Source organism: Streptomyces sp. NPDC057616 (genome assembly GCF_042800575.1).
GTDB lineage: Bacteria > Actinomycetota > Actinomycetes > Streptomycetales > Streptomycetaceae > Streptomyces.
On sequence record NZ_JBHVGU010000004.1, the window covers coordinates 59143 to 71631 of the forward strand.

General features: G+C 66.6%; 14 protein-coding genes. 10 read left to right on the forward strand and 4 right to left on the reverse strand.

What is annotated here, in order from left to right:
- Positions 1-966 carry a YgfZ/GcvT domain-containing protein gene (locus ACFU97_RS05595; protein WP_384251286.1) on the forward strand — a complete coding sequence of 322 codons (966 nt, stop codon included), beginning with the start codon at positions 1-3 and terminating at the stop codon, positions 964-966.
- A 58-nt stretch (positions 967-1024) separates the two neighbouring features.
- On the opposite strand, the gene dtd is transcribed toward ACFU97_RS05595, so the two are convergent.
- Complete coding sequence (gene dtd / locus ACFU97_RS05600) at positions 1025-1450, reverse strand: D-aminoacyl-tRNA deacylase (RefSeq protein ID WP_384251289.1); 426 nt, start codon at positions 1448-1450, stop codon at positions 1025-1027.
- Positions 1451-1607: 157 nt separating this feature from the next.
- Between dtd and ACFU97_RS05605 the strand changes: the two genes are divergently transcribed.
- Together ACFU97_RS05605 and ACFU97_RS05610 are read left to right on the forward strand one after the other, a co-directional pair.
- On the forward strand, positions 1608-2216 hold the full coding sequence (locus tag ACFU97_RS05605; protein WP_384251291.1) for an aerial mycelium formation protein: 609 nt from the start codon (positions 1608-1610) through the stop codon (positions 2214-2216).
- Between the two features lie 121 nt (positions 2217-2337).
- Positions 2338-3594, forward strand: a complete 1257-nt coding sequence (locus ACFU97_RS05610) for a GNAT family N-acetyltransferase (RefSeq protein WP_384251294.1) — start codon at positions 2338-2340, stop codon at positions 3592-3594.
- Positions 3595-3833: 239 nt separating this feature from the next.
- Here ACFU97_RS05610 and ACFU97_RS05615 read toward each other — a convergent pair whose 3' ends face one another.
- Entirely contained in the window at positions 3834-4019 is a 186-nt protein-coding gene (locus tag ACFU97_RS05615; protein WP_384251296.1) for a hypothetical protein, read from the reverse strand.
- A gap of 172 nt (positions 4020-4191) precedes the next feature.
- Here ACFU97_RS05615 and ACFU97_RS05620 point away from each other — a divergent pair, with 172 nt between their 5' ends.
- Positions 4192-5115, forward strand: coding sequence for a winged helix-turn-helix domain-containing protein (locus ACFU97_RS05620; protein ID WP_384251298.1), 924 nt, complete (start codon positions 4192-4194; stop codon positions 5113-5115).
- Between the two features lie 36 nt (positions 5116-5151).
- Here ACFU97_RS05620 and ACFU97_RS05625 read toward each other — a convergent pair whose 3' ends face one another.
- Positions 5152-5340, reverse strand: a complete 189-nt coding sequence (locus ACFU97_RS05625; protein ID WP_384251301.1) for a hypothetical protein — start codon at positions 5338-5340, stop codon at positions 5152-5154.
- Positions 5341-5543: 203 nt separating this feature from the next.
- On the opposite strand from ACFU97_RS05625, the gene ACFU97_RS05630 reads away from it, so the two are divergent.
- Both ACFU97_RS05630 and ACFU97_RS05635 read left to right on the forward strand, forming a co-directional pair.
- Entirely contained in the window at positions 5544-6425 is an 882-nt protein-coding gene (locus tag ACFU97_RS05630; RefSeq protein ID WP_384251303.1) for a GntR family transcriptional regulator, read from the forward strand.
- 29 nt (positions 6426-6454) lie between these two features.
- A complete protein-coding gene (locus tag ACFU97_RS05635; RefSeq protein WP_384251306.1) occupies positions 6455-7174 on the forward strand; it encodes an HAD family hydrolase in 720 nt (239 codons plus the stop codon).
- On the opposite strand, the gene ACFU97_RS05640 is transcribed toward ACFU97_RS05635, so the two are convergent.
- Positions 7165-7347: a hypothetical protein gene (locus tag ACFU97_RS05640; RefSeq protein WP_384251309.1), complete on the reverse strand. Its 183-nt coding sequence runs from the start codon at positions 7345-7347 to the stop codon at positions 7165-7167. The two genes, ACFU97_RS05635 and ACFU97_RS05640, sit on opposite strands and share 10 nt — an antisense overlap.
- Positions 7348-7523: 176 nt before the next feature.
- Here ACFU97_RS05640 and ACFU97_RS05645 point away from each other — a divergent pair, with 176 nt between their 5' ends.
- The 4 genes from ACFU97_RS05645 (at position 7524) to ACFU97_RS05660 (ending at position 12481) form a co-directional block, all read left to right on the forward strand.
- Entirely contained in the window at positions 7524-8399 is an 876-nt protein-coding gene (locus ACFU97_RS05645) for a winged helix-turn-helix domain-containing protein (RefSeq protein WP_384251311.1), read from the forward strand.
- Between the two features lie 334 nt (positions 8400-8733).
- Positions 8734-10878 carry a phosphotransferase gene (locus tag ACFU97_RS05650; protein WP_384251314.1) on the forward strand — a complete coding sequence of 715 codons (2145 nt, stop codon included), beginning with the start codon at positions 8734-8736 and terminating at the stop codon, positions 10876-10878.
- A 117-nt stretch (positions 10879-10995) separates the two neighbouring features.
- A complete protein-coding gene (locus tag ACFU97_RS05655) occupies positions 10996-11841 on the forward strand; it encodes a hypothetical protein (protein WP_384251316.1) in 846 nt (281 codons plus the stop codon).
- 34 nt (positions 11842-11875) lie between these two features.
- Positions 11876-12481: a TetR/AcrR family transcriptional regulator gene (locus ACFU97_RS05660; protein WP_384251319.1), complete on the forward strand. Its 606-nt coding sequence runs from the start codon at positions 11876-11878 to the stop codon at positions 12479-12481.
- The last annotated feature ends 8 nt before the right edge of the window (positions 12482-12489 follow it).

The following is a 12489-nucleotide window of genomic DNA, read 5'->3' on the forward strand; positions in this document are numbered from 1 at the left end:
ATGAAGAGCCCCCTGCTGTCCCTGCCCGGCGCCGTCCCCGCCGAGGGTGCGGACGAAGGCGTAGCCGCCCATTACGGCGACCTGTTCCGCGAGCAGCGTGCCCTCGCCGACGGGTCCGGCTTCGTCGACCTCTCGCACCGCGGTGTCGTCACCGTCACCGGCCCTGACCGGCTGAGCTGGCTGCACCTGCTGCTCACCCAGCACGTCAGCGACCTCCCGCCGGGCCTGGCCACCGAGGCGCTGATCCTCTCCGCGCACGGCCACATCGAGCACGCGCTCTACCTGGTCGACGACGGCGGGACGGTCTGGATCCACGTCGAGCCCGGCTCGCAGGACGCGCTCATCGCGTACCTGGAGTCGATGAAGTTCTTCTACCAGGTCGAAGTCGCCGACCGCACGGCCGAGTTCGCCGTGGTGCACCTGCCGGCCGGTTCGATCGCCGAGGTCCCGGAGGGCGTCGTCGTACGCGAGACGCCGTACGGCCGCGACCTCTTCCTGCCGCGCGCGGACCTGGAGTCCTACGCCGAGAAGGCGGGCCCGCCCGTCGGCATCCTGGCCTACGAGGCGCTCCGCGTCGAGCAGCACCGCCCGCGCCTCGGCTTCGAGACCGACCACCGCACCATCCCGCACGAGCTGGGCTGGATCGGCAGCGCGGTACATCTGCAGAAGGGCTGCTACCGCGGCCAGGAGACCGTCGCCCGCGTCCAGAACCTGGGCAAGCCCCCGCGCCGCCTGGTCTTCCTGCACCTGGACGGCAGCGACGTGCATCTGCCCGCCCCCGGCACGGAGATCCGCCTCGCCGACGACGAGCCCGACGGCCGCAAGATCGGCACCGTCACGACGTCCGTACGCCACCACGAGCTGGGCCCGGTCGCCCTCGCCCTGGTGAAGCGGAACGTGCCGGTGGACGCGCGGCTCCTGGCCGGAGAGACGGCGGCGGCGCAGGAAGTGGTCGTCGAGCCGTAGCGGCGCCGGGAGTGCCAGAAGCGACGGGAGTCGCGGGAGTTCCGGGAGTTCCGGGAGCTCACATTTCCAGGAGCACGGTGAACGGGCCGTCGTTCGTGAGCGAGACACGCATCTTCGCGCCGAAGCGGCCCGTCGCCACCGTCGCGCCGAGCGCGCGCAGCTGCGCCACGACCTCCTCGACGAGGGGCTCGGCGACATCGCCCGGGGCCGCCGCGTTCCAGGTGGGTCGGCGCCCCTTGCGGGCGTCCCCGTACAGCGTGAACTGGCTGATGACGAGCAGCGGGGCGTCGATGTCGCTGCACGACCTCTCGTCCTGGAGCATGCGGATCGACCAGAGCTTGCGGGCGAGTTGGGCCGCCTTCTCCTTGGTGTCCTCATGCGTCACCCCGACCAGGACACACAGCCCCTCACCGGTGATCTCGCCCACGGTCTCGCCGTCCACGACGACGTCCGCGCCGTCCACTCTCTGCACCACTGCACGCATACGACCATCATGCCGGGCCGTTCGCAGGAGACTGCACCGGCATTCTTTTTGACGCTTACCCCCCCATCTGGGGCCGATCGGGGGCACTCGGTCACATAGCGGCCACTTGGGGTGGCACGATGCTTCCACACGCCGGTCGAGGGGACGGTAGAGGCACATGAGCACATCGAGTACGGGGCAGCCGCCTGGAGCTGTCTCGTTGATCAGAACGGGCGAGCGGGTGGCCCTGCGGCCGCCCGTGCAGCGCACCGACAGCCCGGGCCCGCACCTGCCCGCCGGCCCGCCGGAGCGCGACCTCACCACGCTGAGCCTGACCGAGCTGCGCACCCTGCGCCGCGACGCCCAGCGCGACGAGGCCGACCTCAGCTACGTACGGCGGCTGCTGCAGGGCCGTATCGACATCCTGCGCGCGGAGCAGGCGCGGCGGTCGCCGGCGGGCGCGGGCAGCGTGGTCGACCGCCTCCCGGAGATCCTCACGGACGCCCCGGCCCGCCAGCGTTCCTCCGCCCGCCACGTCACACTGGGCACGCCGCACAACGAGGAGTACCGGCGGCTGGCCGCCGACATGCTCGCCGAGGTCGAACTCTCGGACCTGACCGCCCGGACCGACCTCGAACTGACCACGGCGATGGCCCGTCTGGTCCGCTACGAGCAGCAGGTGTCCCAGCGGCGACACCGCCTCCAGCGGACGGCGGACGACTGCAGCGCGGAGATCGCGCGCCGGTACCGGGAAGGGGAGGCACAGGTCGACGACCTGCTGACGTGACGCCCGGCCGGCCGGCGCTTCAGGGGGACGCGGTGGGGCGAGGGGGGAGTGACGCGGGGGTGACGGCGGGCGGTGGGGAAATCCGGGCGACACCCCACCGCCGTAGATCTACGGTGATCCCATGACCCGCGCGCACTCCGACATAGACGTCCGTCCGATCACCGAGGCCGAACTGCCGGAGTGGCTCCGCGCAGTGAAGACGGGGTTCCTGCAGACGCCGACCGTCTCCGACAAGGAACTCGAGGCCCGCCGCGAGCGCTTCGAGGAGAGCCGCTACCTCGGCGCGTTCGACGGCGGCCGCTGCGTGGCGACGTTCCGTTCGTTCGAGCAGGAGGTCACGGCGGTCGGCGGCAACCCGGTGACCGCCGACGCCATCTCCGGCGTCACGGTCACCGCCACCCACCGCCGCCGCGGCCTGCTGACCCGGATGATGAGCCAGGACCTCGCGGCCGCCAAGGAGCGCGGCGACTGCGTGGCCACCCTGATCGCCGCCGAGTACCCGATCTACGGCCGCTACGGCTTCGGCCCGGCCACCTCGGTCGCCGAGTGGACCGTCGACGTCCCGCGCGCGGGCCTCGACGCCCGCTGGTCCGGCCCGGAGGACGGCGGCCGCATCGACCTGGTCAGCGGCGAAGAGGTCCGCAAGATCGGCCCCGAACTGCACGACCGCGTCCGCGCCGCCACCCCCGGCGTGGTCAGCCGCAGCGACTGGTGGTGGCGGCTCAACACCGGCGTCCTGGGCCTGGACCCGAAGTGGACGGAGCCGTTCTACGCCGTGTACCGCGCGGCGAACGGCGAGGTCGAGGGCCTTGCCGCGTACGTGGTCGACGACAAGTGGGGCGACGCCATGCAGCCCCAGGACACGGCGACCGTACGGGAGCTGATCGCGGCGACGCCGGCCGCCCAGCGCGCCCTGTGGCACTACCTCTGCTCCATCGACTGGGTCACCTACGTCAAGAGCGGCCCGCGAGCCCCTGACGACCTTCTCCCACTCTTCCTGCCGGACGCGCGGGCCGCCCGCATCACCTCGGTCGGGGACTGGCTGTGGGTGCGGATCCTGGATGTCGTACGGGCGCTGGAGTCGCGGACGTACGAGGGTGCGGGCTCCCTGGTGCTGGAGGTCGCCGACCGCGCCGGTCTGACGGGCGGCCGCTACCGGCTGGAGGCGTCGGCGCAGGGTGCGTCCTGCACGCCGACCACCGAGTCCGCCGAACTCACCCTGGACGTGGGCGATCTGGCGCGGCTGTGGCTGGGCGACGAGTCGGTCACGCGGCTGGTGGCGCTCGGCCGGGTCCAGGAAGAACGAGCGGGCGCCGCCCTGGTGGGCGACGCCCTGCTGCGTACGTCCAGGCGCCCGTGGTGCCCGGACATGTTCTGAACCCCCTTTCCGTGGACGACGGTTGACTCATCCGTAGCTGTTCAGTTGTGGCCGTTCAGTGGTGCTGTTCAGTGGTGCTGTTCAGTTGTGACGGTGCTCTTGAGTTGTGGCTGTGCCGGTGGAGCTCTTCAGTTGTCGCTGTTCGGTTGTGGCTGTGCTGGTACAGCTGACCAGGCTCCCGGCTCCCCTCCGGAAGGGAGCCCGGCCAGCCGGATCCTGGGGCCGGCGAACCGGCCGGTTCAGCCGGACTGGGCGAGCAGCATCACGAGGATGACCGCACCGAGACCGCTGATCGCCGTGTTCTTGGCCTTGAGGCCCACGGACAGTGCGACGAACGCGATGATGCCGAGGGGTCCGTACTTCCACTGGATGAGCTGCTCGAATCCAATGGCGAGGGCGGCGGCGGCAAGGGCGATGAGCGGCATGACGGTCCCTCCTTCGGGACGTGAGGCGGACCGTGTGGGTGCGGCCAACCCTCCTGAAGTTTGACCATGTTCCTGAAGTTGGTGACCAACTTCAGAGTAGTTATCTCCGCTTGGAGACGTCTTATAACCACCTCCTCGGGAACTGCCCAAAGATGGCGGGAAGTTGTAGGGTTTGGTCGTGGACCCGAAACATGCCGCCGTCAATGGGCGGAAGAGGTCACAGCGGTCACAGACGTCACCGACGTCTCATCACGATGTGGCCGACGAACTGCGCGCCCGCATCAGGTCGGGACAGCTGCGAGCGGGTCAACGCATGCCGACGCAGGCCACTTTGGCGGACGAGTTCGGCGTCGAGCGCGGCGCCGTACGGCAGGCCCTGCGCATTCTGCAGTCGGAGCACCTGCTGACCAACGTATCCAAGGGAAGCCCGGCGACCGTGGCCGCTGACCTGGGCCTGGGCAGGGCGCTGAGCGGTCCCGGGGCGCCGCCGCAGCCGACGATGGTGGCCCTCGCCCCGCGCATAGCGGACGCCTTCGCGGCCCCGCACGTCGAGATAGATGCCCTCTGCCTGACCTCGGTCTCCCTGACGCTCGCCATCGGCGAGCCGCTGCGCCGCATCCACGAGGGGCGACTGAAACCGGCCAAGGTCGACGTCCGCGTGCTGCTGCCCAGCCGCGACATCGAGCTCGCCTTTCCGACGCCGGTCGACCCGTCGGCCGACGGCAGGCTGCAGCGCCGCTGGCTGGCCCAGCGCAACGCCCAGGGCCAGGTGCTGCGGCACAACCTGCAGGCGCTGCGCGCCACGCACGGCATCGACGTCAACGTCACCTTCCGCGCGCTGCCCTTCACCCCGCCCGTGAAGTTGTACCTGCTCAACGGCATGGAGGCGCTGTTCGCCTACTACACCCTCACGCGGCGCGAGGAGGAGGTCGACCACGAACACCTGGAGATGTACGACGCCGAGGGCACCCAGTCGATGCTCTTCGCCTTCGCGCAGGGCGCCGGCCTGCGCGACACCACCTTCGTCGAGCAGTCCCACCTGTGGTTCAACGCACTGTGGGAGACGATCAGTTCGGAGCTTGTGCTCACGAGCTGATGTCTCCCACGGTGTCTGACCAGGCCGGGTTCACGCTCATAGAGCGGGCCCCGCGACCAGCAGGGCGAGCACGACGGCTCCCATCGAGCTGACGGCGGGGTTCTTGGCCTTGATGCCGATGGTGAGCAGGAGCAGGCCGATGATGCCGGTGGCGCCGTATCGCCAGCTGATCATCTGCTCGATGCCGACGACGAACACGGCGGAGAGGAGGGCGAGAGCAGGCACGGTGGTTCCCCCTTCAGGCTGCGTGGGCGGGACGGGCGGTGGGGGGTTGTGCGAGGGGAGCAGAGGCGGACTCAGACAGGAAGCAAACCTTCCGCCAACTCCTGGAAGTTGGCAGCCAACTCTGATGTAGTTGTCCCCACTTGGCACCCACTCATAAACCAAGCTTCAAACAACTCCCTGTAGATGGATCGAAGTTGTAGCGTTTGGTTGTGACCCAGGAGAACGTGGCAGTGAACGGCAGCAGAAGGCTCTCCCCCCAGGAGATCGCCGACATCCTGCGGGAACGCATCCGCACCGGCGACCTCAAGGCAGGAGACCGCCTGCCCACCCAGGCCGAACTCGCCGACGAGTTCGGAGTGGAACGAGGCACCGTCCGCCAAGCCCTCCGCGCCCTCCAGGAAGACGGCTTGCTGAGCAACGTGAGCAAGGGCAGCCCGCCACGCATCGCGGAGCCCCCGGCACGGTCGGCGGAGGAACCTCAGCCGACGATGGTGGGGTTGGCACCGCGGCTGACGGAGGCGTTCGCTGCCGAGCACGTGCGGATCGACGCCGCGTGCCTCACCGCCGAGACCCTGATGCTGGCCCTGGGAGAACCGATTCGCTTGATCCACGAGGGCCGTATCCGCCCGAAGTCGATCGACGTCCGCATCCTCCTCCCCTCACGCGACATCTCCCTCGCCTTTCCCGTCCCGGTCCAAGGGCGGTCCGACGACGATCCGGTCCACGAACGGTGGCTGGCGCAGCGCAACTCACAGGGTCACGTACTGCGCCACAACCTGCGCTCCCTGCGCTTCTCCCACAACATCGACGTGAACGTCACCTTCCGCGCGCTGCCCTTCACCCCGCCCGTGAAGCTGTACCTGCTCAACGGCGCGGAGGCCTTGGTCGCGTACTACATGATCACGCGCCGCGAGGAGCCCACGGACTCCGGCACGATGGACATGTACGACGTCCTGGGCACCGAATCGCTCCTGTTCTCGTTCGAGAAGCGGGCGAGCCAGCGCGACGAGGCGTTTGTGGAGGAATCCGAGAAGTGGTTCAACGCCCTCTGGGAAACCATCACGACGGACCTGACACTCTCCTAGTGACTTCTGAAACGACGCAGACTGAGCCGGTGACAGAAGAGACAGAGAACGACACGGAGAAGCTTCGAGAACTGATCACACGCGCGCGCGTCGTGCTGTGGGACTTCGACGGCCCCATCTGCCGCCTGTTCGCCGGTCATTCGGCGGAGACGGTGGCTGCCGACCTCGCGGGCTGGCTCGAGAGCCGCGGCCTCCACGGCCTGCTGACGAAGTCCGAACTGAAGACACTGGACCCGCACGTCGTGCTGCGCGCGGTGGACCGCCGGCACCCCCGCAGCGACCTGGTGGCGGAACTGGAGGAACGCCTCACCCAGGAGGAACTCCGGGCAACGGCAACGGCGTTGCCCACGGCCTACGCCGATCCCCTGATCCGCACCTGGACGGCAGTGGGCTCGCGCCTCGCGATCACCACCAACAACTCCCCGCGGGTGGTGCGCACTTACCTGGCCAACCGCGACCTCATGTCCTGCTTCACCCCCCACATCTACGGCCGCACCCAGGACCTCCACCGCCTCAAGCCGGACCCGTACTGCCTCAACCGCGCCCTGAACGCCATGGGCGCGTCCCCGTCGGCCGCCCTGATGATCGGCGACACCCCCTCGGACTACGAGGCCGCGCAGAACGCCCATGTCGCGTTTCTGGGCTACGCGCGTAACGAGGACAAGGAGAAACGGTTGCGCGACGCCGGCGCCACGGCCATCGTGTCCTCGCTCGAACAGGTCCTGCGACTGCTCAAGGATCAGGCTTGAGTCATCAGCAGCGCGAAGAGGACTGCGCCTGCGATGGCCAACCCCACTTGTCGAGCCCGGACGCCTGCGCCGATCACCACCAGGAGCAGTACACCGACGATGCCTAGCCGCGCCTGAGCCTGTAACCCCACCACCAATTGGGCGAGCCCCCAGCACACCTGGATCAGGAGCATGTCCCCCACCACCCCTTCCACTTACGGCCGACCGATCAACTAGCCTTCCAATTGGACTGCATGGCCTGAGGTTGGTCTGCCCGGTCCGTTTGATCCCTTAACTAGCCCGTCCAATCTGTGTCGTTCACTTGACTGGAAGTGGTGTGGCAGTGGACTGGCGGAGGTAGTTTCAAGGCGTGGACGGACACCAAAGTGCCGACAGCGGTGGCAGGGAGTTCCAGCGGGTCTCCGACGAGTTGCGAGCCCGGATGACCGATGGCACGTATGTGCGTGGCTCCTTCCTCCCTTCGCAGCGAGATCTCGCCGAGGAGTTCGACGTGTCCCGCGATACGGTGCAGCGAGCGATGCGGGAACTGGTCAGCGAAGGCTGGATCGAGTCGAGGCAGGGCAGTGGGTCCCGCGTCATCAAGACGCAGCGCATCCAGTCATCGACACCCAAGGCCAGCAGGACGCCCCGCGGCATGACGCTCGGTCCGCTCATAAGCGAGGCCTTCGAGCAGCCTGAAGTCACCCTGGACGTCTACACGTTGACGTCCGAGTCGCTGGACGCGCACATCCGTCTGCAGGCGGAGCGCATCCACGGGGGTGTGATCACTCCCCAGCGGATTGCACTGCGCATGCTGCTGCCTGACGAGTCGTTGGCTCTTCCCTATCCGCGACTCAGTGACGACAAGGATGACCCTCGCCCCTGGCGGCGCCTGCATGCCATCACAACGCGGCACACGGACTCTCTGCGCGGCTTGCTGAACGACTTGAGGACGGAGAGGCTTGTTGAGGACGCCGACCTGCAGATCCGGCATGCACCGCTGATCCCAACCTTCAAGCTCTATCTGCTCAACAAGACCGAAGCCTTGCACGGCATGTACGAGGTGATTCAGCGCCAGATGGAGCTGGAGGCCGGCGATGTCGTCTCGGCTCTCGACGTCCTCGGGCTTGGTGCCACGCTGACTCATCACGTCAAGGACGTCTCCGACCCCAACGCACCGGGGACGGTCTTCGTTGAAAGCATGCAGAAGTGGTTCGACTCGGTCTGGAACCTGTTGTCCGAATAGCAGGAAATGAGCACACACAGTGGTTACACGGACGTTACCAGTCCTCAGTGGCGCCCAAGCCCTAATCCTGTAGGATCCCCGCACCGAGCATGGATTAAACCCCGCAATGAACGGTTGCGGGCTTTCGCGCGTATGAGATGACGAACACGCCGAGTCGTCAACCGTCTCTTACAGAGTGCTGCAGACGAGTGGCAAACCTCTCGCTCAAGCCTGCCTCTGGCGTGTCGTGACATACATCGTTCGTCCCCTTTTTATGTCCCATCTCTTCTCGGAGCGGCCCGTGGGTGCACCTCCTGTTCCCCCGCGCCTTCTGATGGGACATGCCGCCAGCGACATGCGCAGCAGCGCCTACCGGTCCTTCGTGAAAGCCGCTGAAGAAGGAAAACCTGCCAGCGGTCACCACAACCGGAACTACACGGTGCGGCTGTCGGAGGATATGGCCCGTCTGCTGGAGCGTGAGCCTGGTACGCGCGTGACCGTGCGGATCCGCCGATCTGACGCGCTACCCGTGGTGATCAGAACCTGGCAGGACGAGGCTGAGATCCTCCATACGATCCGCGGCGTCCTGCCGCACGTACCAGAGTGCCTCGTCAAGGGGGATGGGTTCGCCATCCACAGCTACGTCGAGGGAGTGCCGCTCTCGAGCGTCTGCGGGAACGGTAAACCTGTCGACACGCTGCTGATCAAGGGGCTGACGGGGTTACTCGCGCAGATGGCGCAGGTTCGCCGTGCGGCACTCCCGGCGCTGCCCCACACATGGCCGGCCAACCTGACGGACAGTCAAGGGTTCCTGAAGACACTCGCCCACCTCGCTGACAAACAGATTCGGCAGCCCAATTGGCGCGCCTTCGGTGGGCTGTTCGCGGCATTGGGCATTCCCGAGAACGCTCTGGTCGGGATGGCCGAGAGAGTGTCCGCCATGGCCCGCAGGCCGTTCAGCCTGCTGCATGCAGACCTGCACCGTGACAACGTGATCATGTCGTACGGAGTAGCCGACCCTCCGCTGATCTGCGTCGATTGGGAACTGGCGACGTACGGCGACCCCCTTCATGATCTCGCGACACACCTGGTGCGCATGCAGTATCCGACCTATCAGTGGGCCGAGGTCATCGATGCGTGGGCGCACGCCATGCAGGAGATCCGACCTGCCGCCGTCAACGGCTTGGGTAAGGACTTGCACCGCTACGTGGACTTCGAGCGAGCTCAATCCGTCTACCCCGACATCATGAGGGCTGCGCGGTCGTTGGAGGAGTCGCTCACCCAGAAGAGGCTGAACGAGGCGACGGCTGTGGTCCGCAGGGCGTTGGAGGCGGCTGCAGCGCCACTCCGCCTTGCGAACGTACCGAGTGAGCGTGAGATCGAGCGGGCACTCTTTCGCTGGCTGGCATCGCGCAGTAACGGTGACATCAGTGGTCGGGATTGGATCGCGCGAGCTTTCGACTGGGAACCCGACCGACGTGTTCCGGAGCGTTCAGAGTTTCGGGACTCCGCCGTGCGGGAGGCATTGCTGGCGGAAGGCGCCGCTCAAGCGGGCCAGGTGTTCAAAGGGACCGCACACCTTAATTCGGTCGTGTGGGTGCCAAGCGTGGACTTCCCGGTGGTCGTGCGTCGAAGACTTCCCGAGCTGTGCCGCAGAGAGCGCAGCTTTCTCAGTGAGCACGCCGTGCTCCAGGCTATTGAAGAAGCGGCCGGCGAGGTTGCTGCTCCGAAGGTGCTGGCGCTCGGTGAGAGCTATCCGAAAGACAGCTTCGCCATCCACACCTACGTCGGATCGCGTGACATCGCCCGTCCTCCCAACCATCCGGTGCACGGTCTACTGCCGCATGAAGCAGACGGTCTCGTGGATCAGCTGTGCGCCCTGACGCGGGTCGATTACAAGCGAGTCGATCCTGCGGCTGGCGAGGGGGGCTTCTTCCCATGGCTGAGAGCTCAACTCGTCTCCATCGTCGCTGAGTTGCCTGAAGATTCCAAGCAGTTGGCCAAACTCCTGGGTCTGCCAGATGCTGAACGTCTGGAGCAGATCCTTTCCAGGCACGAGGTAAGTCATCGTGAACCGAGCTTGCTGCACGGCGACCTCAACCCATGGAATCTCGTTCGCCGCGACGACCGTTTGGCACTGACCATCATCGACTGGGAGATGGCGATCGTCGGTGATCCGCTCTACGACCTGGTCCGGCACATGCACCTGACGCCTACCCGGCCGGAGATCCGCGACCGGATGTTCCGCCGTTGGGCTCGGTTGCTACCAGACCGGCACACCGCGAATTGGCAGCAGGACTGGAGTGTTTACCGGTGGATCGAGATCGTACGGTCTGCCTACGTGGACTTGGATCGCCTTGTGACAGGCGAGAGCCTGGACGCTCCTAACGTGCGGCGAGCCGTTGACTCCTACGCCATGACTTTGGCAGCAGCCACAGCTTCCCTAGGCCTACGCGTTCGTCCAACGGCAAACCCCTACCTTGCCCGGGCCTTGGCCTAGGGGCACCATGACTGCACCATAGGCGGGCATGTACAGGTACATGTGACGCTGATCGGACATGCCGACGGGAGGGGCGGGGGCATGGCTGAACGGGGGAATGGGCGGGGTGAGCCTGGCATGGCGCAGCAATTGAAGCGCTACCAGGAGCGGCTCAAGCCTGTGGTGACGCGCATCTTGCTGCTGGGGATGTTCGCCACCGGCTTGATTGCACAGTTCGTCAAACCGATCGGTGCTGCTCTGTCGGGCAAGGTGTATCTCGGCGGCGCGCTACTCAGCCTGGTCGGATACATGCTGTACGACCAGGTGAAGGAGCTGAGTTCGTCGGTGAAAGCGCCAGGTCGCGCCCTGGTGAACTCCAGTGAGCTCGGTAGCTTCGTCAGCGAGGCGTTTGAGGCCCGGAAAGTTGAGATCAGCTTCCTCGGCTATACCGGTGAGACGTTGTACAACGCCCTGTACCACCGTCTTGAGAACCTTTTCGACAACCAAGGCTCAACCCGACGAGTCTCGATACGCATGCTTGTACCGGACTTCGGACTACCGATGCTTGTGCCCTCCAAGGTCGACGCCAATGATCGGCCGGAGGACAACGGAGCCTTGCGCAGGCGGATAGAGCAGCGGTGCAGCGAGTACGACGACATGCTCTCGGATCTGGCCGCACGGCTCACCGCTGCCGGCCGGGTGGTCGTTCACTGCGAATACCGTCTCTACCCCGGCATCCCGCGCGACAAGATCTGCATCTTCAACCGCAAGCGGGTCCTCCACGGCTTGTACGACCTGTCCGCGCGGATGCACTACATGGGCAACGAGTACTTCGACCCCAAGGGCTACAGGACCGAACTCAATGTGTGGTCCCAGGAAGGCACCGCCGCCGCGGAAGCAGCCGTAGCCACGTGGAACAAGCACTTCGACGACCTGTGGGACCTGGCGCCGGCGCCGCAGTGGCGGCGTCAGACGGCGGCCTGAATCCCTGCCGCCGCACCACGCGTAGGCTCACCCCATGACCCAGCCCGGCCTGCGTGAACGTAAGAAGCAGCGGATGTACGAGCACGTCTCCGAGGTTGCTATCGCGCTCTTCCTGGAGAAGGGGTTCGACGCTGTCTCCGTTGCCGAGGTCGCTGCGGCTGCTGAGATCTCCAAGCCGACCCTCTTTCGGTATTTCCCGGCCAAGGAGGACCTGGTTCTCTATCGGATTGTCGATCATGAGGACGAGGCTGCGCGTGTCGTTGCTGGTCAGGCGCATCCCATCGACGCCTTGCGCCGGCATTTTCTTGAGGGGCTGGAGAAGGGGGATCCCGTCACCGGGCTGAGTGACCATCCCCAGGTGCTCGCCTTTCATCGGCTGCTCTACGGGTCTCCCTCCCTCGTCGCACGGGCGCACGCCCATCTCGAGCGGTCCGAGGTCGCCCTCGCCGGTGCTCTCGGGGGTGGGCTGGACGGCCGCCTCGCCGCCGGGCAGATCGTTGCCGTGCAGCGGATTCTTGCCATGGAGAACTGGCGGCGGATCTCAGCCGGCGAGTCCGTGGCGGGTGTGAAGCCCGATGCCGTTGCCGCCGCCGAGCGGGCGTTCGCGCAGCTAGCGGCCGGGTTGCCTGATCTCACCTAGGTGATACC

Coding starts and splice junctions, on each gene's coding strand:
- ACFU97_RS05595 (WP_384251286.1), top strand. CDS start 1: ATGAAGAGCCCCCTGCTGTCCCTGCCCGGCGCCGTCCCCGCCGAGGGT.
- dtd (WP_384251289.1), bottom strand. CDS start 1,450: ATGCGTGCAGTGGTGCAGAGAGTGGACGGCGCGGACGTCGTCGTGGAC.
- ACFU97_RS05605 (WP_384251291.1), top strand. CDS start 1,608: ATGAGCACATCGAGTACGGGGCAGCCGCCTGGAGCTGTCTCGTTGATC.
- ACFU97_RS05610 (WP_384251294.1), top strand. CDS start 2,338: ATGACCCGCGCGCACTCCGACATAGACGTCCGTCCGATCACCGAGGCC.
- ACFU97_RS05615 (WP_384251296.1), bottom strand. CDS start 4,019: ATGCCGCTCATCGCCCTTGCCGCCGCCGCCCTCGCCATTGGATTCGAG.
- ACFU97_RS05640 (WP_384251309.1), bottom strand. CDS start 7,347: ATGCTCCTGATCCAGGTGTGCTGGGGGCTCGCCCAATTGGTGGTGGGG.
- ACFU97_RS05650 (WP_384251314.1), top strand. CDS start 8,734: ATGCGCAGCAGCGCCTACCGGTCCTTCGTGAAAGCCGCTGAAGAAGGA.
- ACFU97_RS05655 (WP_384251316.1), top strand. CDS start 10,996: ATGGCGCAGCAATTGAAGCGCTACCAGGAGCGGCTCAAGCCTGTGGTG.
- ACFU97_RS05660 (WP_384251319.1), top strand. CDS start 11,876: ATGACCCAGCCCGGCCTGCGTGAACGTAAGAAGCAGCGGATGTACGAG.